The sequence below is a fragment of the Streptomyces sp. NPDC057950 genome (assembly GCF_042887295.1).
Taxonomy (GTDB): domain Bacteria; phylum Actinomycetota; class Actinomycetes; order Streptomycetales; family Streptomycetaceae; genus Streptomyces; species Streptomyces kaempferi.
Map to the genome: position 1 here is coordinate 143,051 of NZ_JBHVPP010000010.1, position 22,793 is coordinate 165,843.

The following is a 22,793-nucleotide window of genomic DNA, read 5'->3' on the forward strand; positions in this document are numbered from 1 at the left end:
CGGCTCATACAGACCGTCACCCTCAACAACGGCGTCGAGATGCCGCTCCTCGGCTCGGCGCGTACCAGATCCCCGCCGAGGACACCGAGCGTGCCGTCTCCGAGGCACTGGCCGCCGGCTACCGCCTGGTGGACACCGCCGCGGCCTACGGCAACGAAGAAGCCGTAGGCCGCGCCATCAAGTCCAGCGGCATCCCGCGCAAGGACCTGTTCGTCACCACCAAGCTGTGGGTCCAGGACGCCCCCGCCGAGGACAACACCCGCCGCGCGTTCGAGACGTCCCTGGGACAACACCCGCCGCGCGTTCGAGACGTCCCTGGCCAAACTGGGCTTGGACCACCTCGACCTGTACCTGATGCACCAGCCCTTCGACGACGTCCACGGCCAGTGGCGCGCCATGGAAGCCCTCACCGCGAGGGGGTGGCCAAGGCGATCGGGGTCGCCAACTTCCACCCCGGCCGGCTGATCGACCTGATCATCAACAACAAGATCACCCCGCAGGTCAACCAGATCGAGACCCACCCCTTCTTCCAACGCGCCGACCACCAGGACTTCATGCGCGAACACGGGGTGCACATCCAGTCCTGGGGTGGCTTCGCCGAAGGCAGGAACGACCTGTTCACCAACCCGCTGCTCGCCGAAATCGGGAAGGCACACGACAAGTCCGTCGCCCAGGTCGTCCTGCGCCGGCTCACCCAGCGCGACGTCGTCGCCATCCCCAAGTCCGTACGCGGCGAGCGCATGGCCGAGAACATCGACGTCTTCGACTTCGAACTCACCCGCGAGCAGATGGCCCGGATCGCCACCCTCGACACCGGCAGCTCCGTGTTCTTCGACCACCACGACCCCACCATGGTCACCTGGCTCGCAGGGCGCCGCCTGGACAGCTGAACGCCCCACCCGACCCCACCCGATGCGCCTCACCGACCGCGAGTGCCCTCGAGCGCATGCCCGGGGCACCCGCCCGGCTTCCTTGGTTCACCGGGAGCCGATCACCATGATCACGCCACAGCACCACGACGCCCCGCCTGGCCTGCGCACCGTTCTGCGCGGCGCGCTGCCGACAGCAACCGCCGCTTGAATAAAGCGTTTTGTCCCGGCGAGGTTGTTCGGCTCGAGGTTCAGGTGTCGCGCCAGTTGGGGGTGGACTCGCGGGTGAGTCTGCGGCTCCCGAGGTCGATCATCGCGACATGGATCATGCCTTCGGAGCGATGACGGTGTGTTTCCTGGTCGCGGGCCAGGCGGCGGTGCATGAGCCGGGCCGAAGGTGCGCTCGACGACCCAGCGCCGTGGGATCACCTTGAAGCCTTTGACGCCCGGCTCGCGTTGAACGACTTCGACGTCGATGCCAAGTTGGGTGCCGTGGTCGATGACTTCGGTGCGGTAGCCGGTGTCGGCCCGTACTCTGTCACGCGTGGACGAGTGGCGGCGATGTGGGACATCAGGTGCATGCCGCGTCACGATGGCTTCGACATCCTTGAGTGGCCTCCCCCGTCACTGAGTTGTGGCCCCACTCGGTGATCTCTGGACCATGATCTGTCAGTGTGACTTGGCCCCACCCGGGGCTCGTGCTTCCGCTTGGAGAGGGCTGACCCGATGTCCGATCTTGCTGCCGAGCTCACAGCCGCGCCGAGACGAGCACAACGTCCTCACGCTGTTCGACATCCACTCGGTGCCGTATCCGCGGTACGGGGCCAAAGCGCGATGACGTCGGCGATCGTACGGTTCGGCGCACCCCTGCTGGTGCTGGGGTGCGCCGGGTTCCTCGCGGGCTGTTCCTCGCCGGCCACACCGTCGAAGTCCGAGGTCGCGAGGCTTCGAGTGCCTGCTGTGCACGCGCTGGGCGACACCACCCAGATCAGTCCGGGAGGGGGCTGGAACCTGACCTATGTGCTGATGAGCGACGGTTCCTGCTCGCTGAAGGCCGCGTGCCTGGCGCCGAAGTTCACCGCCGGTGGCTGGCAGGTGGCGGCCCAGCCGGGGCCCGGCGGCCTGATCATGACCGCGCGGGACCAGAAGGTCTCGGTGGGCTTCTTCGAGTACGCGCGGTTCAAGCGTGACAGCTACAACCTGGCGGAGAGGCTGCCGTCGCCCGGAAGCGGTGGCCCTCCGCTGATGGTGGCCGTGGTGATCCCCCTCAAGGGCTGAAGCACGATCGGAGGGCCGGTTTCCCCACGCGGGGGTCGGCCCCCCGGCACGTCGGCGGAGCGGCGTCACCGGCGCACCCGCCTCAGCTTGTTCTTTTTCTTCCGGCCTCGAACGGTGTCTCGAACTGGGTAGCTCACCTGGACGTTCGCAGGACGTGGGGCGCCCTTCGTCTGATCATGCCCTCCGTCCAAGGTGCGCGTGACCGGGACGAACACCGTGAGGGTGAGTCTGCCGCGTGACGATGTCCGGCGGGAAGCGTTCGCGGAAGCGTCACGCCGCCGGGGCGAGTTCTACGAGTGTCTGACCACGCGGCACGACGAGTTGCTCCCCCTGGCCGACGCGGTGCTGTGCGCGGACGGTGCGGTGAGGTCCCCGGTGGACCTGACGCTGTTGCCCGAGCATCGTCGTGGGCACGGAGCGATGTACGGAGCCTTGAACCACGGCCGGATCGACACCGGCCGACTGCGGACGGTGCGGCCCGGATTGTCGCTGCCGCGTTTCGACGGCGGGCGCCTGGTCCTGGCGGTCGATGTGTCGCCGTGATCCGCTCGCACGCGCCGTGTTACGGCTGGAATTCCGCCGTAGCCGTCATCGCGGCCGCAGGCGAAGAAATAGGACCAGGATTTGAGCTCTTGCGGCGCCCATGCTGACGGCTCCCGTCCTGCGAGCAGGTGCGGGAGCCGTCTGGTGTCTCGGATGCGTGTGGCTTCAGCAGGTCACGCGTGACCGTGCGAGCGCCGGTTGCCGGTGAGGAGGCGGTAGACGGCGAGCAGGATGAAGGAGCCGACGATCGCGGCTATCCAGGTCGAGATGTCGAAGAATCCGTCGATGGAGTCGACGCCGAAGATGACCTTGCCGAGCCAGCCGCCGAGCAGACCGCCGGCGATACCGATGAGCATGGTGATGATGATGCCGCCGGGGTCCTTGCCCGGCATCAGGGCCTTGGCGATGGCGCCGGCGAGCAAGCCGATGATGATCCACGCGATGACACCCATGATGCTGCTCCACTTCCTTGTAAAGATCGTGTCAGCTCTCCGTGTGCACCGTCTACGCGCGAACAAACGTCTCCGCAGGCAGCTTTCTTGGAAGCTGCGGGTCAAAGGGCCGCGGCAAGGCAGCCCACGGATCCTCCGAGCGTGAAGATCCCGACCCCTGGACACCAAATCGACTGTGCCCGGGGGCCCGCGACGCCGAGGACCGATGGCAGCATTCCGCACCCCGCCGCTGTCTCCGCGGCGGCCTCTCCCGTCCTCCGCTATGTAGCCGTCCGGCACGATGCGGGCCGGCGAACGCGGCGAGCCCGACCCGTCTGCCGAGGGCCGGTGCCGCGGCCGCCGCCGCCACTCACCGAGCCTTTTCAGAGTGGCCACTGATCGAGTGACGGCGGAGCCGAGGCACGCCAGTTGTCACGCAGGCAGGCTTGCTGTCGCTGTCACCGAGGCTTCATGCGTTGGACTTGACCAGCTGAACACCGATGTCTCCGACGCTGGTTGAGGCGGGTGGGGGTTGTCAGTGGCTGGTGGCAGGATCACGGGCATGGTTTTCCTACGTACTACTCCGCCGCGGCCCGTGGACGCGGCCGCGGTCTTTCCCGAGCTGGCGCCGTTGGCACGTCCTGCGATTCGGCTGCACCCTCGTCCCGGGTCGCCTTCGGCCGGGGAGAGTTCGGTCGGGGGGCCGTTGCTGTGGCCGGCCAAGGAGCCATGGCCGCACTGCGAAGCCTCGCACCTGCACCGTGACAGTGGGTTCCGACAGTCGCCGGCCGAAGTGCGGCTCATACGGCGCATGCGGGCCCGGCGGCACGGTGATCACGATGGTCCTGGGGCAACGCCCGAGGAGGAGGCGGTCAAGGAACGGAACGCCGCGATGCTCGCGCAGCGACTCGACGCCGGCCCTCCGTTGCCCGCGGACTGCCCGGTCCCCATGCTGCCCGTGGCCCAGCTGTATCTGCGCGACATACCCCTGTTGCGGCCGCCCGGACAGGCCGATCTGCTCCAGGTGCTGTGGTGTCCCTACGACCACGTTCCGAATTGGAAGCCGTCGACCGCGCTGTTCTGGCGGTCCGCCGCGGAGGTCACCGACATCCTCGCCGCACCGCCCGAGCCGTACGAGGTGAACTACGAGGGCTATGTGCCGGAACCGTGCGTGCTGGCACCGGAAGCGATCACCGACTATCCCGCCAGCCTCGATCTGAGCCCGCAGATGCTGCTGATGGTGGAGGACTGGGGCAGATGGCAGGCAGCCGGTGCCGACGTGGACAGTGCCTACGCTGAGTATCCGCGGGACTTCTATGACGTCCATCTGGCTGACGCGCCCGGGTGGAAGGTCGGCGGCTGGCCTCCGTGGGGCCGCACCGATCCCAACCCCCGACACTGCACTGTCTGTGATGTGCAGATGGTCCCGCTGCTGACCATCGCCTCCTTCGAATGGGACGGCGGTGAGGGACACAGCTGGGCGCCTCAAGAGGACCAGGCCGCCGCCTACGCCGCCAACACCGCCGGCAGCTGCTGTGGCCAGAGCCCCTCGCAGCCGACCAAGGTCGAAGTCGGCAGCACCGACAACATGCAGATCTACGTCTGCCCCATCTCCCCCGAGCATCCGCACACCGACCTGATCCAATGAGCTGTCGAGCCTGTCACACACCCTCCGCGGTCGGCGGAAGAAGTGCCGCCGCGTCAGGGTGTGCGACAAGCCGTTCGCACATAGGGGGCTGCGACTGAGCGGCGCTTGTTCGGCCACCTCTGTCAGCGGCAGGTCGGGCTGCCTCTGTGTCGCCCCCAGAGCAGGTTCACGTGTTCCGTGCCAGTGGTGTGAGCGCGGATGACGGTCACGGTGACGGATCCGCCGGTCTGGCCGGGAAGGTCGAAGGCGTAGAGCGCACGCCTGCGGTCGAGCACGCCGGTGAGCCGTCGGAACGTCACGGGGTTGCTGTTGCACGTCACCGACTGGACGGTTTCCCGGTCCGCGCCGATCACGAGGTTCTGGCTTGTGCCGATCGCTCCCATGGTGACGAGGGGGACAATCTTGGGGTGGGAGGAGACGGCGGTGTCGCCGGGGGACGAGGTACAGGTCGACACGGCCGATCCGCCGTTCGCCACAGCTGTGCCCGAGCAGAAACGGCCGTCGGTCGTCGCCCAGACGAACAACGCACTGCCCGAACCGACACTGGCGGTGGCCGTCCCCGCGTGGCCAGGAAGGTCTTTGGTGGACATCGTGGCCAGAAGGGCGGACCTCGCCCTCTCGATCACCGTGTCCCGGGCAGCGGTTGAGGCCTTCGGTGAAGCCGTGCGGGCCGCAGCGGTGGACGCGGTCGAGCCAGGTGCCTTCGCCCCGGACGACTGGCCACCGCTGGTACAAGCCGCCGCGGAGAGCAGCGCAACGCCCGTCAACGCAAAGCCCGTCAACCCGTACAGAAGCCTGTTCATGGTCCCCCCGACATCCCAGGCAATGCCTTCAGCCTAGCGTCCTCGGCGGTGTCGCGCCGAGGACGGGCCGATGACGGGCCGCCGCGCCGACGACATCGCCAGACCGTCTCCCACCCACCGGCGCACGAGGCCGGGGCCGGGGCCGGGGCCGGGGCCGGGGCCGGGTCCGGGTCCGGGTCCGGGTCCGGGTCCGGGTCCGGGTCCGGGTCCGGGTCCGGGTCCGGGTCCGGGTCCGGGTCACCACAGATCGAACCTGATGGGCTCCCGCTCTCATCGGGACCGTCCCCGCGCGTGCGGGGAGCAGGCCTGCAGACGTTCGGCCACCACATTGACGGTGGGACCATCGGCGCCAGCTTTCCCAGGAACGGGGCAGGCCATCTACGCGCATCCTTGCCGAGCCAGGGGCGGCTGGTCGGCGGTCGAGGACGCGGTGTCGCTGACGTCTAGACACACGTATTCGAGAGAGTCGTAGCATGCCTGCTGTGGATACCTCCGGGGACGACTTGCGCTGCGGGCTCTGTGGGCAGGCCATGGATGCCCGGCACCAGTTGCACCACGAGGAATCGGTGGTCGGCGCGGGGAGGCGGGTGGAGTACGTGGTGATCGGACTGCGCGGCGCCCACGCCCTGTATCAAGCTGCCGATGACCCCTCTCGCACTCGCAAGACCGGTGCCGACGTCCTGGCGCGGCAACTGGGGGTTGATCTGCCCGATCTCCCTCGCTGCCGTTACACGTGCTGGGAGAGACCTGGGGAGTACGGCGGCGTCTTCCGGAGCGGCTTCGAGCCGGCCTGACATGCTGCGCCGCGGGGCCGCCTCCCGAGGGTCGGCTGATTGTCCTTGGCCTCGGAGCGGTCGCTGCGGTGCCGGGGAGGGCGGGTCGCCGGAGCACCGCTCACTCCCCGGGTATGTACGCCACGAGCACGATCAGGTCCTTGTCGGGGTACTGAGTCATGTGGGCAGCCGGGTACGAAGTCACGTGCTCAGCGGCTGAGGCGGTCTCGGGAAGCCATCGAGCTCGAGGTGGTGGCGGGACGGTGGTAACCGATCCGGCAGCGTGTGGACCAGGAGCCGGTGGGCCGGAATCGTTCACCGCTCGCGCGAGCGACGACGAGGTTGCTGTTCTCGAAGCTGCTGTTCTCGAAGCTGATCCGATCGCCAACTGCCGAGAACAGTGGGTTGTCCAGCTCGAAGGTGTATCCGTCATCGGTTTCGAGTTCGTTCACGAGCACCAAGCGCGAGGCGGCCGTGGTCCCAACGGCGATCAGACGCATGACCGGATGGTCCCACGCGGCCGCAGCCACCATGAAGGGGACTGCTCAGGCGACGTCGGCTTTCCCGTCGATGGCGGCGAGTCGGTTCCTCAACCGGTAGCTGGGCCCGTTGATCAACCAGCGCGGGTCCAGGACCACCTTCAGCCGCCCTTCACACGCCCAACAGGACACACGCGGGTGGTATGGCCCGAAGAACTCGAGCTCATGGCCGGCCGCCGTGGTGTCGAGGCCGAGGGGGATGTCCTGCGCGGAGCCGCCGGGCGTGTCGGCCCCCAGGGCGTACCGAGGTCGGCGGGCGGGAATGCCGTGCGCGGCCGGCACGAGGGGGCGGCGAGCCGCGCACGGCATGAGGGACGCCCCGATGCTGTGCAGTGCGTGCAGAGCGCCCGCCAGCATCGTGGCACCGGCCAGGAGACCGCACCCTGTTGAACAAGGCATCCGCGTGACGGTCGGGGTCCGGTGCGTGGGATCTCCGGAAAGGCCGTATGCGGGGCCGGGCGGCCGTCAACGCGGGCCGCCCGCCCCGGATGGTCAGTCGGTCGCGGCGATCTCGTTCACGATCCACTCTCCGAGTTCCTGCGTCATGGTGGTGTGCCCCTCGTTACGGCTGGCACAGGTGAAGGCGTCCAGTGCACTGTGATCCGGCGAGATCGGGCGGTAGAGCGCTTTCTGGTCGTTGATGTCACCGGCCGCAGTGGCGCTGATACTGGGGATGAAGCAGGACGTGCCGGTGATGCCCGGGTCCACGGTGTTGCCGAGGATGCCCATGAGGAGGCCGGCCAGGCCGAAGCTGCCGGTGTCGCCCGCAGGGGACGGCACGGTGAACAGGCCGCCGGGGGCGCCGTCGATGTCGGGCAGCTCGCTGGTGCGTACCGAGGTCGCCTCCTCGCCTGTCTTCTGCAGGCGTGCGACTTCCTGGTCACCCTGAGCCTGGGTCTTGAGCCATGTGTCGTGCAGCGTGTCGCCGTCACATTTGACTGCGGTCGTACCGGCCTTGATGCCGTTGCCGGTGCCGGTGTCGACGCCGTTGGCGACGCCGATCTTGCGGACGTTTCGGGGCCATCCCCCGAGCTCGTCGAGTTCCCGGAGGAACGCCATCCGCTCCGACGCCTGCTCCGGGGTGTCGTCGGCTTTTTCGATGTGCCAGCGTGCCATCTGGCGTGCGGCGGGGCTGTTGAGCAGTCCGGAGAACTGGCGCAGGACGGGCCCCACGCCAGGCGTCTCTCCCCACTTGTCCGTCGCGTAGTGCGTGAAGGCCTGGAGCGCGATGGGGAACCATGCGCCCTGGTGGGGGGTGTCGTAGGAGAGGTAGGTGGACGTCTCGTGGTCGGGAAGCGTGGGGTCTTGTTCCATCTTGGCCAGCGCGTAGCGGGTGACGAGTCCGCCCATGCTGAATCCGCCCACGGTGAGCCTCGCTCTGCCGACCCGCTCGGCGATGGCGCGGCGGATGCATTCGATGGCGGTGTCGGCGTTGGCCGTGATCGACGCCGTCCGGTCGTCGTAGCCGAGGATGATCACGTCCCGGCCGATCGCGTGGAGCTCGGAGACAAAGCGGAAGTCACCGTTCTCCTCCAGGCCGTGCCAGAGCTGGTCGAGGCTGCTGGACCCGCTGGAGAAGCCGTCGGAGAGGATGACGGGCCGGATGAGCTGCCGACGGTTCAGCGGGCTGAAGTAGACCCAGGCCGTTCCGCCCGCGAGGCGCCATTCGTCATGCGGTTCCGGCGCGGGGGGAAACGAAGAACGGGCTCCGGGGACAACCTGGCCCCAGACGTCAACGACAGATGCGGACATGATCAGCTGGCTCCTTGCGCAGTTCACGGATTCACCGAACAGCCGGGTCCCGGCACGCCCACAGAGCATGCGCGACCACCCAAACCGTGATTACAGAATGTAGCTGTCGACTACGTAGAGTGTTCATCAACGCGCCGCCGTCCCTCCGGAACCGAGGAACCCGCCGATACAGCCGCACCGCGCACCCAGGTTCCTGTTCTTTGCGGACTGCGCGGCGTTCGACCTCACGCTGACACCAGGCGTTGCGGTCCAGGGATTGCCCCCTACCGGTGCCGATCCCGGCCAGTACCGATCCCGGCTGGGGCTGTCGATGTGCGGTTCCCCGCCCTACGGGCGCCCAGCGGCCCCACCGAGGCGGGAGACGGCTGGACTCTGGAGCTCAAGCGCCCGCAGTCCCCAGTCGCAACGGCCGCCCCTGCCGTTTCGGCCGTTCCTTTCGGCCCGTCGCGGCGGGCCGGGCACGCTCGCTGTGGAAGCGCCCTACCGACACGACGTAAATTTCTACTATCGAGTGACTTATCAATACTTCTTGGCTGCTTTCGACTACCGGTCTGATCACCGACCGGTGACCAGTACTTCTACCGGTCACCAGTCACCGGTAGCCCGCGTGGATGCCACTGCCCGCCCGTTTCCCGGTCGCCTCGCCGTACGGCAGCCGGCCCGAGGAGGACGTCATGCACCGCACCCCGCTGGTCCCCCGTCGGGCCGGGACCACCGCCCCGTCCGCCCGGGCCGCCTTCATCACCCTGCTGATCGCCGTGGTGGTGGTCGCGGGCGCGCGGCTGGTCCTGGCCGCCGCGGGCATGCAGGTCATGGGGATGGCGGAGTACTCCACGCTGATCCCGGTCGTGGCCGCGGCTCTGCTGCCGCTACGGCAGACCCTGATCGTGGGTCTGGCGAACCTGGTCGTCGCCATCCTCGCCTACGGCATTCTGCTGCCGTCCATGTCCCACGCCAGCCGGATCACCGTCATCACCGCGCTGGTCGCCTCGATCCTGGTCAGCCTGGCAGTCTGCCGCGCCCGGATCGCCGCGGAAAGGAGCCTGAAAGGCCTGATGGTCGCCCGGGAGCGGCTCACGCTGCTCAGCGAGGCCAGCACCCGGGTCGGCGGCACCCTGGACGTGGCCCGCACCGGCGAGGAGCTCGCCGAGGTCGCCGTGCGCCGCTTCGCGGACCAAGCCGCGGTCGACCTCTTCGATCCCGTACTCAAGGGCGAGGAGCCCGCGCCGGGGCCGCGCGCGGGCCCGGTCACCCTGCGCCGCGTCGCCCGCCGGTCGGTGCCGACCGCGCTCGCGGCCGCCGCACCGCCCGACAGCAGTACCGTCACCTACCGCAGCGGCTCGATGCCGGCCCTGAGCCTGCTCCGGGGCGTCCCCATGCACCGGCAGTTCACCGACGCCGCAGACGGCGAGGAGTGCTGGCCCGCCGATCCGAACGGCACCGGCACGCAGGCGCCGCACTCCGCGCTGGCGGTCCCGTTGCGCGCCCGCGGGGTGACCCTCGGTGCGGCGCTGTTCACCCGCTCCCGGCACCGGGACCCCTTCGACGCCGACGACGTGCTGCTCGCGCAGGAGATCGCGGCGCGGGCCGCGGTGTGCGTGGACAACGCCCGCCGCTACACCCACGAGCGCGCCACCTCGGTGGCACTGCAGCGCAGCCTGTTGCCCCAGGCGATCCCGCCGCAGCCGGCCGTGCAGGCGGTCGCCCGCTATCTGCCCGCGGATATCGAGGCGGGCGTGGGGGGCGACTGGTACGACGTGATCCCGCTGTCCGGGGCCCGGGTCGCCCTGGTCGTGGGCGACGTGGTCGGGCACGGCATCCGCGCCTCGGCAGCGATGGGGCGGCTGCGTGCCGCGGTGCGCACCCTCGCCGACATCGACCTGCCGCCCGACGAGCTGCTCACCCACCTCGACGACATCGTGATCCGGCTGCAGAGCGAGACTGCCCCCACCCCGGCGGGCTCGGGCGAGGACGCGGTCACCGATGCGGATGTAGGCGAGTTCGTCGCGACCTGCCTGTACATGGTCTACGACCCGATCTCGCGGCGGTGCACCGCCGCCCGGGCCGGCCACCCCCCGCCCGCCGTGGTGCGCCCCGGGGAGGGCGCCCGCTTCCTCGACCTCCCGGCAAGTCCCCCGCTGGGCGTCGGCGGCCTGCCCTTCGAGACCGCCGAGATCCTTCTGCCTGAGGGCAGTCTGCTCGCTCTGTACACCGACGGCCTCGTCGAATCTCCCCGCCACTGCCTGGACGAACGCCTCGATCGCCTGCTCGACGTCCTGTCCGAGTCGAAGCCCACGTTGCAGGATGCCTGCGACCACGTACTGGACCTGCTGGTCGACGACCGCACCCGCGACGACATCGCCCTCGTCGTCGCCCGCACCCGGGCCCTGGGCGACGGGCACACCGTCGCCTGGGAGCTGCTGGACGACCTCTCCGAGGTCGCCCGCGCCCGCGATCTGGCCACGCTGCAGCTGGCCCGCTGGGGGCTGCCGGAGGCGGCGTTCCTCACGGAACTCGTGGTCAGCGAGCTGGTCACCAACGCCATCCGCTACGGCGGCAGCCCCGTGCAACTGCGCCTCATCCGGCACGACACCCTGATCTGCGAGGTGTCCGACGGCTCCCACACCGCCCCTCACCTGAGCCGAGCCCGCACCTTCGACGAGGGCGGACGCGGACTGTTCATCGTGGCGCAGCTCGCCGAGCGCTGGGGCACCCGGCAGCAGTCCGACGGAAAGACCATCTGGGCCGAACTCGCCCTCCCACCAGCCGACGTGCCCGCCCCCGCACCCAGGGAGATGGGCAGAGCAGGCGCATCAAAGAAGATTGAAGAGCCCGCTGAGAGATGCTGTTGAGCCGAAGCGCGTTAGTAGTCAAGGCCGACCACAACGCGTTCATGGACCGCGATCTGTCCGCCACGGACTACATCTACGTCCAGGCTGACACCGTTCACCGGCGCATGCGCCTGGACCATGGCCATCGCAACGTTCGCCGAGCAGTGCGGGGCGAAGTACCCCGAGGCATGGTCGAAGAACAGCGCGAAGCGTCCGCCCTCGCGGAGGGCGGACGCTTGCGTTCGGGCCTATCCCTGCAGCTTCATGCCCTTGGGCGTGGTGAGGCCTTTGGAGGGGTGGGCACGGAACGTCGCCGTCCAAATTGTGGGCGGGCACCCCTTGCCGTTGGGGTATTGCTTCGTCAGTTTGGCCTGGACGCTGTCCTTGACGACCGTTTCACCGTTTTTCGTGGACGACACGGTGAGCTGTACGGGCAGGCGCGACGCACCGACATCGTCGGAGAGTCGAACGGACAGCGACATGAACGGGTCGTCGGGGCTGCCCGTCGTACGTTCCTTGCACCTGCCGTTGACGCACAGCCGGATCTTCGCTGCGTCCTGGCTGCCGAAGTCGGCGGGCTTCCAGACGACGGAGACGTGTGATTCTCCACCGGCCTTGGTGCACGGCGTGTCCTGGCCGAACAGCGAACATCCGGTCACGGTCACCGCAAGCAGTGGTACGAGGAGAAGTCGGCGCATGTCAGTACCACGCAACCTTCCCGGGGAAGGCACTGTTGGCCAGCCCGATGTCGGTGAATATCAACTGGCAGGGATCGAAGAATCCTCCGCTGTTGTCTCCCCCGCCTCCTCCTCCACCGGAGATGATCCCCTTGGCGAAGGCCCTTCCGCTGCTGTCAACCGTGTAGACAGGTCCGCCTGAGTCGCCCTTCTTGTTGCAGGAGCCGGACGTCTTCTTGGCAATGACCATGTTCTTGGCCGTGGTTCCGGTTGTGTAGTGAACGGTCGCCTGTGTGCCGGTCACCTTCCACCCGCACATCTCGCCCGTCTGCATACCTCCCGTGCAGACCGTGTCGCCGCTGTGCGCCCAGCGCGTCCAATAGCCGTGCACAGGGCGCGATGAGCCGGATGTCTTCCCGCCCTTGTAGATGCGGGGCGTTGCGGAACTGCCGGGGTTGACGCGGTACAGCGAGAGGTCACCCGAGTAGTAGCTCTGACCGGAGAGCTTGACGGAGCCGGAGTCGTTTCGCCAGTTGTCCCGGACGACCGGGCCGATGTAGTCGGTGCCGCTGGGGTTGCTGATGGCCCCGTTGCCGGTGGTGCAGTGGCCTGCGGTCAGCCCGTACCACTTGCCGTTGTATCTCCAGGAGAAGCCGGCCGTGCACCAGGTCGACTTGGTGGTGGTCAGATCCGAGTGAATGCGCGCACCGCCGTAGTAGGGCGACGTGTCGTACTGGCGGTTCGCCTGGGGTTCGATCACGTCGGCGCCTGGCGTGAGGTGCACGGCGATGGTGTCGGCGCCGTACCGCTCGCTGAGGGCTGTGATCAGTGCCGGTGAGGCCGTCTCAGTCTCCACGACGACCCGATTTTCCGCGGCGTCCACGGTTGCGATGTGCAGTCCGTCCACGCCGGGCAGTTCGGCCTCGGAGAGTTGCAGGACTTCATCGCGGACGGACTCCAGTGCGGTGACGCTGTGGTCCACCATCTCGGCTTGCGGGACAACCTGCTCGGTGACGGTCGGCCCGTCGGGTGTGGGTGTGGTCTCGGTCGTGTCCTCGGGCATGTCGAACGACTCCTCGCCGGTGCTTTCCTGAGAGTCGTCGGCGGGAAGTGAGGGAGTCTCCGTCTCGTTGGATTCGGTGTCGGGCTTGGTGTCGTCCTCCGAGTCGTCGGCGGGTGTGCCGCTGCCTTCGTCTGAAGGGACCTGCACCACTTGGATCGGGGCGGACGCCTCGTCGGCAACAGAGGATTCGACGACCGGCGCGACCAGTTCACCCGTGGTCGGATCGATGTAGGGCGGTGCGAAGGAGTCGGGATCCTGAGCGGCACGGGCCACCGCTTGATCCAGGGCGTAGGCCTGAGCGGGTTCCGCCTCCTCCATGTCGTCGCCCATTCCACCGTCGATGACCTCAACCCGGTCGACGATCGTGGAGACCGGCTCGGCCTCCGGCGGGTTGTACGGTCCACCGAAGCGGGCACCGATTTGCCTGCCGCCACTGCCGGACAGCGACGAGGTGTCCCAAAGAAGCTTCGGCGCCGAGCCGCCGGTGAGTGCCACAGGCCAGGTGACGGCGGAGCCGTCACCGGCGTGGGACACCTGGGAAGCCGGGATGACCTGCCACGAGTCGGTGGACGTGGCCCGCTGGAGGAAGGTGACGTCCGTCAACGAGCTCGGGGCAGTGACCGTGAGGTCAACCGAGCCGACGAGTGTCTCGCCGCTGCCGGGCGCAGTTACAGCCGCCCGTCCCACGTGGAAGGCCCGCTGGGTCTCGGCCGAGACGTTGCCGGCACGGTCAGTCGCGGTGACGCTGAGTTGGTGGCTGCCCTCACTGGCGGGGGTGATCGGCACCGCGACGGCGCCGCCGGTGGTGGTGACGAGCTGCGCTGTGCCCCCATCGATCTTGTAGGTGAAGCTCCGGGTGTCCGTGCCGTCCGGCGTCAGCGTGAACGTCCCGCTCACCTGCGCGCCACCGGCCCAGGCGTCCAACGGGTAGGCCGCCGAGGTCACGGCCGGTGAGCCGGGCGCTGTGGTGTCGATCGTGAACCGGTAGTGCGATGTCGCGCCGCCCGTACCGTTGCCGTCGATGCCACGCACGTGGAGATACCAGGTGCCCTCGGATCGTGTCGTGGAGTATGACGTGCCCGTGGTCTCGACCGTGCTGTCGGGCACCGTGTCGCTGCTGCCGTCGACGACGATGCTGTACCCGGCGGAGCTGCCGGCCGGCGCGGTCCAAGTGGCGGTGAGGACACCGCTCTTGTACGCGTCGGATTGGTTCGGGTGGGTTGCTGAACTGATCACGGGGCTGGGGGGCAGCGTCATATCGACCTTGAATGACATGTGCGCGGCGGAAGAGGACCAGTTGCCGGCCCGGTCCTTGGCTCGTACGTGGACGAACCAGGTGCCATCCGCGTTGACCGTGGTGGTGAGGTTCGTCGCGGTCTGCGGCGTGCCGGTGGTGACCGGAAGCGTGTCGGGGGTCTGATCGATCGCGACCGCATACCCGGCGGCGCCGGACAGATCGGAGGGCGCCGACCAGCTGAACGACGCGGTGCGGTTTGCGTAGGCGCTGGACGGCAGAGGGTGCGTGGAGGAGACCAGGCTGCCTGACGCGCCCGGCGCGGTGGTATCGACGTTGAAGCTGAGATGCCGGGTCGCGGACCACAGCCCTGCTTTGTCCTTGGCAGCGGCGTGGACCCACCATGTGCCGTCGGAGCGTCCGGTCCAGTTGATGCTGGTCGCCGTCTGGGTGACGGCGGTACCGGCGGCGGTCGTCGGGCTCTGGTCGAGTTTGACGGCGTACCCGCTCAGGCCAGACGCATCAGTCGCGGCGAGAGCGCCGACGAAGGTGGTGGCGTTGTACCAAGCCGATGCGGACGGGTGGCTCGTGGAAGTGATGGTAGGGGTGGATGGCGCGGTCGTGTCCACGGTGAAGGTCTGCCACGTCGACCAGGCGCCCGTGTCGGTGCCGTCCGAAGCTTTGGCCCGCCACTTGTAGTTGCCCGGTGCCAAGGCTGCGACCGTATGGGTCGCCACCGCGGCGGAAGCCACTGGGGTGGAGGTGCCGGACTTCAGTGCCGCGGTGCCGTCCGCCGCCCACACCTCGAAGCTCAGCGTGAGCTGCTGCGCGTCGGCGTCGGTGGCCTCGGCAGAGAGCGTCGGCGTGGTGTCCGAGGTGGAGGTTCCGGACAGGGGCGAGACGGCCGTCGTGGTACCGGGCTCGGAGTTGTAAGTAACCGTAAGCGAAGGCTCATAGGCGGCGTCGTGCGAGCCGTCCGTCTGATTCGCGGAGTAGTAGCGGCGCCAGGTCAGTGGGTCCGTCTCATCGACGGCCGCGATCCGCACGCCGTAGTTGGCTTGGCCGTCGGCCCAGTCCTGGACGATCCCATCGACGTCCCAGGAGACGTGGCCGGCCGCGCAACTGGAGTTGTAACCCTTGGCCGCAGTGGAGGTCACGGCGTCGGTCGCGGTGGTAGTCGGCTGCTCGGCCCAGGTGATGGCCGACGGATCCCAACCGGAGGTGATGCGGCGCACCTGGTTGCCCGAGTTGGCTGTGCTGCACGTGGATGAGTAGTACGAGTACAGGCGCAGGTCTGTGTCGAGGATGTGCTTGCCCGCGTACTTCGCCACGTCGAACTTCAGGTACGAGCGGGCCTTCTCAGTGCCGTTGTAGGTGCCGCTCTTGAGTTCGGTCGAGCCGCGCTGCGAGGTGAGGTAGTCGTCGTACTGGATCCACGTATCGGTGACGGGTCCGAAGAGCGAATCGGTCGGATCGATCGTGACCGGATAGACCAGTGAGGGGTCGGCCAGGAAGTCGGTGTCCGGCTTCAATACCAGGACCTGGTCGCCGGTGTCCTCGTCCCGCTCGACGGAGACGTCGACGGCGGCGATGTCCTCGGGCTCACCAGAAGCCTGCTTCTCGCCCGCCCCCCACATCACCGGCAGCGGCGCGGTGGCCACCGTACGACCACTGCTGTCGCTCCAGCGCAGCCGGTCGTCGGCGGTTTCGTGCAGGGTCAGGCCGTCAGCAGCTATGGGCAGCCGGTAACTGACCGCGGCGTCGGGGCGCTGGTGCAGGACGACGGAGTGGGAAAAGCCCTCCTTGAGGGCAGTGACCACGAGGTCACCACCGTCAACCGCGTCGGGATACACGGCGGTCGGGCCGTCCAGCCGCGGCTCGGGCAGTTCGCCCGGCCAGTCGAGGCCGAGCGTGTGGCCGTCACGGGATACCTGGGCGAGCGGCTTTCCCGAGCCACCGTCGGAGAAGGCGATGTCGGCGGCTGCCGTTTTAGGCCGCACCACGCCGTCCTTGGCTACGAGCGTGGTGTCGATGGGCTGCCAACTGCCGTCCGACTGCTTGACCCGGATCGGACCGGTGTACGCCTCCACGGTCGTCGTGCCGTCGGCGTTCGCCCAGGTCGTCGTCGAGTCGGTGCGCTCGGAGACGATCTCGGTTCGACCCCCGGGTATCTGCCGGGCCTCCGGGGTGTCGGCGGCCGGGGCGGCGTCCCCGGCGCGCGCGGGCTCGTCGAGCAGAGCCAAAGGGGCGCACACGAGAGCGGAGAACAGAACGGCTGTCACGGCTCGTTGCTTCCATCGGGGTCTTCGTCTGCCAGGAGATGGGGCGAACGACGCGTTGTGGCGCACAGAAATCCTTCCGGTTCACTTTGGCTGGCGTTCGGCCGATCTTAAGGGTCTGTACACGTCAACCCCATAGGGAAATTTTCCCAACCCGCCTGAAAGGGCGCAGGTTTGACGAGCCCATCGCGACCCGCGCCGACTCAGGTCGGCGATGCCCTGTGCCGCGACGTGGTCGACGGCCGCGTTCACCAATTTCTGCTCGACTCGTGGTGGGGCTGCAACCAGCCGTGACACAGCATCGAGATCGCTGAGGAGATCGACGAATCGTGGCCGCTGCTTCAAGCAGGGGCTTTCGGCGGAGACGTCGAACGAGCCGAAGAGGCCCTTGACCGCGATTGAGATCTGCCGTGGAGCCGTAAGCCCGGCTGAGGCCGAAGCACGGGGGGATAATCCACTTTGGTGATCGGCAAGGTCGGCAGGCCGGAGGCGACGGGATGTTGCAGGTTCTGTACAGCGGGGGTACCGGAGAGCTCGAGCTCTCGGGGACGCGTCCAGAGCTCTTGGCGCTCGGACAGCTACTACGGGGGAAGGCTGGAAGCTGCGAACTCTCCGAGAACCGGCACCCTTTTCCCTACGAAAGGTCGTTGTCCGAGATCGCGTTCCGCGAGAACCCGGAGGGCGACACCGCTTCGATCCTCGCGGAGGACGAGATCCTGAGGATCCAGGGAGGGCGGCAAGCTCTCGACCTTCTCGCCGACAACATTGAGGGCTTCGCCTCCGAGGCTGATGCAGGCGATCACTGTCACGTCGACTCACCGACATACGACTACATCGCGCCGGCGTCGGACCCGCTGGTGATTGCGATCATGAAGTAAGCGGACAGCCTTCGGCCGTAGAGGGGTTGAGCCCGCAGGCATCAGTGCGAGACAGCGTTCGTGGGCCTGGTCGGGTTGCCGGTCGGCCTCGGGTGAGGCGGCGGACCATGGTGCCGATGACCGCCCAGCGGATCAACGCCTCCGAATGAGCGGGGCTGGTCTCGTAGTCCCGCCCTTGATCCTGCGACGGCAGCGACGACGCGGATCACAAGGAGCGGGGCAGCAAGATCCGCCGCCACATCATCTGGCGAAACCGCCACGCCGACGGCAAGCGCCCACGCGCCGTCATCGACGGGGCAAACGTTGCCTGACCCGGCGCTAGAGATGTCCTGGGCTGCTCCCCCGCGCGTGCGGGGACTGTCCCTGAAGGTCGATGCCTGGGGGGAGGCCGGCTTTCTCCTCCCGAGCGGGCGACGATCGCCCCGCCCTCGGGTCCCCCGTCCTCGAACCCCCGGACCTATCCCCGCGCTTTGAAGGGATGGGTACTGGTCCCTGGACGAGCGGAGGTGTCACGTACCTGCCGTTGACGGACGGCGCCATCGTGTAGTCGGCTCCGGGCGAGCGAAAACCTCCCGGCCAGCGGGTCGGCGTACGGATCCGGGGTAGCGTCGGCTCCGCTCGAGCCGGGTGAAGGACGTCCATGAGAAACCCGTCGAGAGGCGACGCGGGAGCGGCCTAACCTCCTGGGCGCCCTTACCTGAAGTGGTCCGGCGGTCGTTGGGCACGGCATCGCGCGGAAGTGTCCGCCCCGACGAAAGCGCGAGTGAGCCCCCGGTCGACGAGTCCGGGGGCGCACGTCGTGGCGGCGGCAAGGCCCGTTGGATCAGTGCCTGAGCAGCTCCACCGCGGCGTGGATCGTCACGCAGAGCGCCCCGATGACGGCGGCGGCCTGCACGATGCTGCGTTCGACGACGTCGATCGACGTCGTCAGGAAGCTCGGCGGTTCGGGTGGCAGACCGCCCGACCCGACCTGCCGCGGAGCGTGGCACCGGCGTGGTCGCACCCGCGCTATTGAACATGCACAGTAGATATAACGTTGCAATCCATCCAAATCTTAGGAGTCGCCCCATGGCCGCCACACCCCATGCCCTGGTCGTACAGGCCGGTGAAGCAGCCGGAGCCACGCTCACCAACGGCGCGTTCGAACTGCTTGCTGACGGAGGCGCGGTCAGCGCCAGCCGGCTCACCCTCACCGCCGGCGCCGACGGAGCACCGCCCCATCACCACAAGCTCTCCCACGAACTCTTCTACGTCCTGGACGGAACGATGCTCTTCCGTCTCGGCGACACCCTCACCACCGTGAGCAAGGGCGGCCTGGTCGTCATTCCGCCCGGCCTGCCCCACGTCTTCGGGGCAGCGGAAGGCGCGAGTGCCGACGTCGTCGTCGTGCTCAGCCCCGGTATCGAACGCTTCGGCTACTTCGAACAACTCGCCGCCATCAGCCGCGGCGAAGCCGAATTCGCCTCACTCCTGCCCGAACAAGACCGCTACGACGTCCACTTCGAAGAACTCCCGGACTGGCGGACACCCCCGACGCCGTAACGCCACCCGCAGCGCCACCGAAGCCAGCCGACCGACACCGTCCGCATGCTTTCGCGGGCGACCGCGGAGGGCAGGACGGATCACCTTCCCCGCATCCGCACAGGAGGCCATCGTGGCGCGTGGGTCACCGTCGCCGTCGCCGCCAGCCGAGCAACGACCCGAAGACCGCCAACGACAGCATCGACGTCGCGGTGTCCGTGTGGCCGGACCCGGCTTGGGCCACTCCTGGCATCTGCACGACTGCCGGGATCGCCCTCGGAGTGTTCGTCCTCGTCGCGGCTCTGGCGACCTGGAGGCACCGGCGCTGCTGAGCACGACGACCGACTTCCCCGACAGCGTCGCCGGCGCCGGGGAAGTCGACACCTCGCCCAGCCACGTGCCTGGGCCAGTCCAGATTCAGCGGCGCCGTCCTCCACGACGTGACCTTCCTGTCTCCGTGTTCGTGACAGATGCTTCTGCTGCCACCCGGAGCAGTACTTCAATCTGTTCTGTCGATACGTCCCCGGTCACCTCGACATGCGGCCTGCCCTTCTGGGTGCAGACGACGATGCGTTGGTCCTTACGGCGGGTGAGACAGGTCTCGGCCACACTGGCCAGTGCCAGCCATGCTGGTGCACCGGCCAGGAGGCCGATGATTTCCTGCAGTCGGATCCTCGGAAGGCCTGTCCCTGGAGGTCGTGGATCACGGCGGTGTGCTCGTCGAACAATTGAGCAATCTCGCGCTGCTCCGTCGGAGGAAACGACAGACGAAAACGCGATTTCTCAGGGTCCGACCCCGGCTGGATCTACAGTCCACTCCGTGTCGGACCTAAGGTGCCGTGTTCAGTCGTCAGTCGGCGGCGAGCAGGTGAACGGGGGCGATCCGCGACAGGGCCCGGATCGGCACCATCAACGCCGCGCTCACCAGGAGGGTCGCCGTCAAAGTGGCCAGGAGCGCGGCGCCGGTCACCGCGAGAAGGTGTCCCTGCAGAACGCCTTGCCCCAGGGACAGCACCCCCGCCAGTCCGGCCACCGCTCCGGCCAGTCCGCCGAGCAGGGCCAGTCCGATTCCCTCATAAAGGGTCAGCCTCGCCAATTCGCGGTTGGTCCAGCCGGTCGCCCGCAGCACCGCGAGATCGGCAGCTCGCTCGCGCTGTGAAATGACCAGGACGTCGATGGCGCCGGCCGCGCCCAGCAACAGGGACAGAGTGACACTGAGGTAGTCGGCCTCGCGTGCCTGCGCCACCACGGCGTTGCCGAGCAGCGATCCGGCCACCTCGCCCCGGAAGGCCAGCGTCATGGCGAGAAGCATCGTGAAGCCCGCCACTCCCAGTGCCAGCCCGGCCGCGCCGAGCAACGTGCGGCCCCTCACCCGTAGAAGGTTGAGCAGGGCCAGTCCAGCCACCGAACGCACCGGGTGTGTGCGATGGACCGCCGCGACAGCTGGTCGGACTGCTTCCATCGGCCCCAGCCGGGTGGCGAGCCAGGCGGGAACGAGGCCTGCCGCCGTGGCGAGGAGGAGCGCCACCGGCAGGACGAGGAGTGCCTTGGCACCAGAGTGGGGCTGTCCCAGCACCTGGCCGAGCGCATAGGCCACCACTGCGCCCGCAGCCCCCGCGGCGAGGCCGATCACCGCCAGTTCGCCGAGAACGAGGCGAAGTACCTCTGCGCTGCTCCAGCCCAGACAGCGCAAGGTCCCGATCTCGGTGCGGCGTGAGCGTACTGAGGCCAGTGCGGCCTGTCCTAGGAACAGCGCGCACACGACGAGAACGAGCACGAAGAGCACGGCGCTCTTGGTGTCCACAGCCTTGAGGATGCGCAGTGCCACACCCTTGGCGACCCAGCGCTCCGTCACCTGCGCCGAGGAGCTCAGCGCCACCGTCTGCGGGGCGGGTGAGCTGCCGACGGTGACGTCGACGTGGAGGCCAGGGTAGGCGGCCTGAATGCTGCCGGCCACGGCGTTCACCCTTGCGCGGGACGCGGGGTCGACGCCGCTCACTCCGGCTACACGGATCCTGATCGCGCTGACCGGCGCCTTGTCCTGCAGGCTTGGGACCCGGCGGCTCTTGGTGAGCGCGGTGATCGAGTCCATCGTCGTCAGCATGGTGGGCGGTGGGCTCAGGTATCCGCCCAAGTTTCGGTCGGGCCGCAGCGGTTGGTCCTTCAATGCCTTGCGCGTGGCTGCGTTCGCTCCGGTGACCTGGGGCGGCTGGTAGGTCTCCAGGGGAGCGTCGGAGAGCGGTGCGAAGCCGGACAGCTTCCCGGTGTTGTATCGGCCGACCAGGTGGACGAAGGGATTGGGCAGACGCCCTGAGTCGACGCCGTCGCAGAAGCCCAGCCCGATGCACTCTGTGGCAGCGTGTTTGGTGACCTTCCGGTACTGCTCGCCCTGGTTTTCCTCGGGGACGTAGGGGAACGGCTGCTCGGAGGAGTTGGTCACCCACAGGCCGGGCTTCTGTGACGGCAGCGCCTGGGCGGCAAGTTCACCGCCCGACGTCTTCCGGTAGCTGACGGGGCCGACGGTCCAGTAGGCGTCGGTGTTGAATGAGTCCTCACCCAGCGTCTTTCGGTAGCCCTTGCTCAGGTCGGCGCGGACCTGGCCTACGGGGGTGCCGTGCAGCCCGCGCACGAAGCTGTCAGCGGTCGGGTTGCCCAGCTTGGAGGGCAGTTCGGCCGGGTCACCGATATCGAGTCGCTCGACAGTGGCCTTGAGCGTCCCGGCGGTCAGCGGGTTGCTGCTGAGCATTGCCGGGATGTAGGCGTCGTGCTGCCCGTGGACGCTCTTCGTGGAGGACAGCACCCACGGTTTGTCCTTCTCGGTGAGCATCCTGCCCGAGGTGACCGCGTCGCCCAGGCCCACCAGGCGGTCCTCTTCGACCGGATCGACGGCGGACAGCAGCACGGGGTAGCCCGTCCAGACGTCGATGGTGGCCTTGTCCTGCCCGGACTGGCAGTTCATCAGCGAGTGCAGGTCTCGGTCGAACGCGGACATCCCACTGCGGTCCTCGGCTATGAGGTTCGGCTTCATGGGCAGTTGCCCGTTGAAGCTCGTCCGCTCGGTCTTGTCCCAGTTGAAGTAGAAGCAGACGTCATACTTGCCCTTCAACTGGTACTGCCGGGTGCTCTTCTGCGTCGTGCCCTCTTCCAGCGTGTCGGATCTGAAGATGCCGTCCGAACTCTGTGCCGACGTCAAAGGCTTGCGAGTGAGGTAGACGTACTGATCGGACATGCGGTGACTGCCCAGCCCGGCGGTGAGCGTGGGGCTGAGCCGCAGGATCTGCCGGGATGCGCCGCTGTCCAGGAAGCGGGACACATCCACCGTGACGGAGCTTCCCACCACGAGATAGCCGATGTTGGCGACCGGCGCGGCCACGTCCACTCCGGCCATGTCACGGATGCGTCGGTACTGGTCCATGGTGATGCCGCCGAACGTTCCGGACAGGAAGTTCGGTGCGACCCGTCCGCTCTGCCGCTCCACGGCTGTCTGGGAGCCGGGCGGACGAACCAGGACGTCGTAGGCGGACCGTGCGCTGCGGCGTACCTCGCCCACCGTCGTCGCCTTGCTCGTACTCACTGTGGCGGTCAGGAGAGTGAAGCTGGTCGCCGCCACCAGGATTCCGGCTGCCAGAGCCAGTGCGCGCCCGCGCCGCCGCCGGAGCTGGTCGAGAATCATC

General features: G+C 68.1%; 17 protein-coding genes and 3 pseudogenes. 10 read left to right on the forward strand and 10 right to left on the reverse strand.

Annotated elements, in window-relative coordinates; translation table 11 throughout:
• The first annotated feature begins 6 nt into the window (after positions 1 to 6).
• Positions 7 to 890, forward strand: a pseudogene (locus ACFVTC_RS18490) (aldo/keto reductase).
• A gap of 230 nt (positions 891 to 1,120) precedes the next feature.
• On the opposite strand, the pseudogene ACFVTC_RS18495 reads toward ACFVTC_RS18490, so the two are convergent.
• Positions 1,121 to 1,438, reverse strand: a pseudogene (locus ACFVTC_RS18495) (IS5/IS1182 family transposase); the annotation flags it as partial.
• A gap of 265 nt (positions 1,439 to 1,703) precedes the next feature.
• On the opposite strand from ACFVTC_RS18495, the gene ACFVTC_RS18500 reads away from it, so the two are divergent.
• Entirely contained in the window at positions 1,704 to 2,147 is a 444-nt protein-coding gene (locus tag ACFVTC_RS18500) for a hypothetical protein (RefSeq protein ID WP_390128142.1), read from the forward strand.
• 228 nt (positions 2,148 to 2,375) lie between these two features.
• A pseudogene (locus tag ACFVTC_RS18505) lies at positions 2,376 to 2,687 on the forward strand (transposase); the annotation flags it as partial.
• Positions 2,688 to 2,863: 176 nt separating this feature from the next.
• Here ACFVTC_RS18505 and ACFVTC_RS18510 read toward each other — a convergent pair.
• Complete coding sequence (locus tag ACFVTC_RS18510) at positions 2,864 to 3,142, reverse strand: GlsB/YeaQ/YmgE family stress response membrane protein (protein ID WP_390128144.1); 279 nt, start codon at positions 3,140 to 3,142, stop codon at positions 2,864 to 2,866.
• A gap of 541 nt (positions 3,143 to 3,683) precedes the next feature.
• Here ACFVTC_RS18510 and ACFVTC_RS18515 point away from each other — a divergent pair.
• On the forward strand, positions 3,684 to 4,769 hold the full coding sequence (locus ACFVTC_RS18515; RefSeq protein WP_390128146.1) for a hypothetical protein: 1,086 nt from the start codon (positions 3,684 to 3,686) through the stop codon (positions 4,767 to 4,769).
• Positions 4,770 to 4,891: 122 nt separating this feature from the next.
• Here the strand turns inward: ACFVTC_RS18515 and ACFVTC_RS18520 are convergent, their stop codons facing one another.
• Complete coding sequence (locus ACFVTC_RS18520; protein ID WP_390128148.1) at positions 4,892 to 5,068, reverse strand: hypothetical protein; 177 nt, start codon at positions 5,066 to 5,068, stop codon at positions 4,892 to 4,894.
• A 4-nt stretch (positions 5,069 to 5,072) separates the two neighbouring features.
• On the opposite strand from ACFVTC_RS18520, the gene ACFVTC_RS18525 reads away from it, so the two are divergent.
• Positions 5,073 to 5,609 (forward strand): hypothetical protein, encoded by a 537-nt coding sequence (locus tag ACFVTC_RS18525; protein ID WP_390128150.1) that lies wholly within the window; start codon positions 5,073 to 5,075, stop codon positions 5,607 to 5,609.
• A 436-nt stretch (positions 5,610 to 6,045) separates the two neighbouring features.
• A complete protein-coding gene (locus tag ACFVTC_RS18530) occupies positions 6,046 to 6,366 on the forward strand; it encodes a hypothetical protein (protein ID WP_390128152.1) in 321 nt (106 codons plus the stop codon).
• Between the two features lie 188 nt (positions 6,367 to 6,554).
• Here ACFVTC_RS18530 and ACFVTC_RS18535 read toward each other — a convergent pair whose 3' ends face one another.
• The 3 genes from ACFVTC_RS18535 to ACFVTC_RS18545 form a co-directional block, all read right to left on the reverse strand.
• Complete coding sequence (locus tag ACFVTC_RS18535) at positions 6,555 to 6,845, reverse strand: hypothetical protein (RefSeq protein WP_390128154.1); 291 nt, start codon at positions 6,843 to 6,845, stop codon at positions 6,555 to 6,557.
• 45 nt (positions 6,846 to 6,890) lie between these two features.
• Positions 6,891 to 7,283, reverse strand: a complete 393-nt coding sequence (locus ACFVTC_RS18540) for a hypothetical protein (RefSeq protein WP_390128156.1) — start codon at positions 7,281 to 7,283, stop codon at positions 6,891 to 6,893.
• A 93-nt stretch (positions 7,284 to 7,376) separates the two neighbouring features.
• A complete protein-coding gene (locus tag ACFVTC_RS18545) occupies positions 7,377 to 8,636 on the reverse strand; it encodes an esterase/lipase family protein (protein ID WP_390128158.1) in 1,260 nt (419 codons plus the stop codon).
• A gap of 611 nt (positions 8,637 to 9,247) precedes the next feature.
• On the opposite strand from ACFVTC_RS18545, the gene ACFVTC_RS18550 reads away from it, so the two are divergent.
• A complete protein-coding gene (locus ACFVTC_RS18550) occupies positions 9,248 to 11,488 on the forward strand; it encodes a SpoIIE family protein phosphatase (RefSeq protein WP_390128160.1) in 2,241 nt (746 codons plus the stop codon).
• A 227-nt stretch (positions 11,489 to 11,715) separates the two neighbouring features.
• Here the strand turns inward: ACFVTC_RS18550 and ACFVTC_RS18555 are convergent, their stop codons facing one another.
• Complete coding sequence (locus ACFVTC_RS18555; protein ID WP_390128162.1) at positions 11,716 to 12,165, reverse strand: hypothetical protein; 450 nt, start codon at positions 12,163 to 12,165, stop codon at positions 11,716 to 11,718.
• A gap of 1 nt (position 12,166) precedes the next feature.
• Positions 12,167 to 16,723, reverse strand: a complete 4,557-nt coding sequence (locus ACFVTC_RS18560) for a DNRLRE domain-containing protein (protein ID WP_390128163.1) — start codon at positions 16,721 to 16,723, stop codon at positions 12,167 to 12,169.
• A 494-nt stretch (positions 16,724 to 17,217) separates the two neighbouring features.
• Here ACFVTC_RS18560 and ACFVTC_RS18565 point away from each other — a divergent pair, with 494 nt between their 5' ends.
• Entirely contained in the window at positions 17,218 to 17,598 is a 381-nt protein-coding gene (locus ACFVTC_RS18565) for a hypothetical protein (protein ID WP_390128165.1), read from the forward strand.
• An 823-nt stretch (positions 17,599 to 18,421) separates the two neighbouring features.
• Here the strand turns inward: ACFVTC_RS18565 and ACFVTC_RS18570 are convergent.
• Entirely contained in the window at positions 18,422 to 18,601 is a 180-nt protein-coding gene (locus tag ACFVTC_RS18570) for a hypothetical protein (RefSeq protein WP_390128167.1), read from the reverse strand.
• A gap of 65 nt (positions 18,602 to 18,666) precedes the next feature.
• On the opposite strand from ACFVTC_RS18570, the gene ACFVTC_RS18575 reads away from it, so the two are divergent.
• Together ACFVTC_RS18575 and ACFVTC_RS18580 are read left to right on the forward strand one after the other, a co-directional pair.
• Entirely contained in the window at positions 18,667 to 19,140 is a 474-nt protein-coding gene (locus ACFVTC_RS18575) for a cupin domain-containing protein (protein ID WP_390128169.1), read from the forward strand.
• A 119-nt stretch (positions 19,141 to 19,259) separates the two neighbouring features.
• Positions 19,260 to 19,451, forward strand: coding sequence for a hypothetical protein (locus tag ACFVTC_RS18580; protein ID WP_390128172.1), 192 nt, complete (start codon positions 19,260 to 19,262; stop codon positions 19,449 to 19,451).
• A gap of 518 nt (positions 19,452 to 19,969) precedes the next feature.
• Here the strand turns inward: ACFVTC_RS18580 and ACFVTC_RS18585 are convergent.
• On the reverse strand, positions 19,970 to 22,792 hold the full coding sequence (locus tag ACFVTC_RS18585) for an FtsX-like permease family protein (RefSeq protein WP_390128413.1): 2,823 nt from the start codon (positions 22,790 to 22,792) through the stop codon (positions 19,970 to 19,972).
• Position 22,793: the final 1 nt, after the last annotated feature.

Coding starts and splice junctions, on each gene's coding strand:
- ACFVTC_RS18500 (WP_390128142.1), top strand. CDS start 1,704: ATGACGTCGGCGATCGTACGGTTCGGCGCACCCCTGCTGGTGCTGGGG.
- ACFVTC_RS18510 (WP_390128144.1), bottom strand. CDS start 3,142: ATGGGTGTCATCGCGTGGATCATCATCGGCTTGCTCGCCGGCGCCATC.
- ACFVTC_RS18515 (WP_390128146.1), top strand. CDS start 3,684: ATGGTTTTCCTACGTACTACTCCGCCGCGGCCCGTGGACGCGGCCGCG.
- ACFVTC_RS18530 (WP_390128152.1), top strand. CDS start 6,046: ATGCCTGCTGTGGATACCTCCGGGGACGACTTGCGCTGCGGGCTCTGT.
- ACFVTC_RS18535 (WP_390128154.1), bottom strand. CDS start 6,845: ATGCGTCTGATCGCCGTTGGGACCACGGCCGCCTCGCGCTTGGTGCTC.
- ACFVTC_RS18540 (WP_390128156.1), bottom strand. CDS start 7,283: ATGCCTTGTTCAACAGGGTGCGGTCTCCTGGCCGGTGCCACGATGCTG.
- ACFVTC_RS18545 (WP_390128158.1), bottom strand. CDS start 8,636: ATGTCCGCATCTGTCGTTGACGTCTGGGGCCAGGTTGTCCCCGGAGCC.
- ACFVTC_RS18550 (WP_390128160.1), top strand. CDS start 9,248: ATGCCACTGCCCGCCCGTTTCCCGGTCGCCTCGCCGTACGGCAGCCGG.
- ACFVTC_RS18555 (WP_390128162.1), bottom strand. CDS start 12,165: ATGCGCCGACTTCTCCTCGTACCACTGCTTGCGGTGACCGTGACCGGA.
- ACFVTC_RS18565 (WP_390128165.1), top strand. CDS start 17,218: ATGTTGCAGGTTCTGTACAGCGGGGGTACCGGAGAGCTCGAGCTCTCG.
- ACFVTC_RS18575 (WP_390128169.1), top strand. CDS start 18,667: ATGGCCGCCACACCCCATGCCCTGGTCGTACAGGCCGGTGAAGCAGCC.
- ACFVTC_RS18585 (WP_390128413.1), bottom strand. CDS start 22,792: ATGATTCTCGACCAGCTCCGGCGGCGGCGCGGGCGCGCACTGGCTCTG.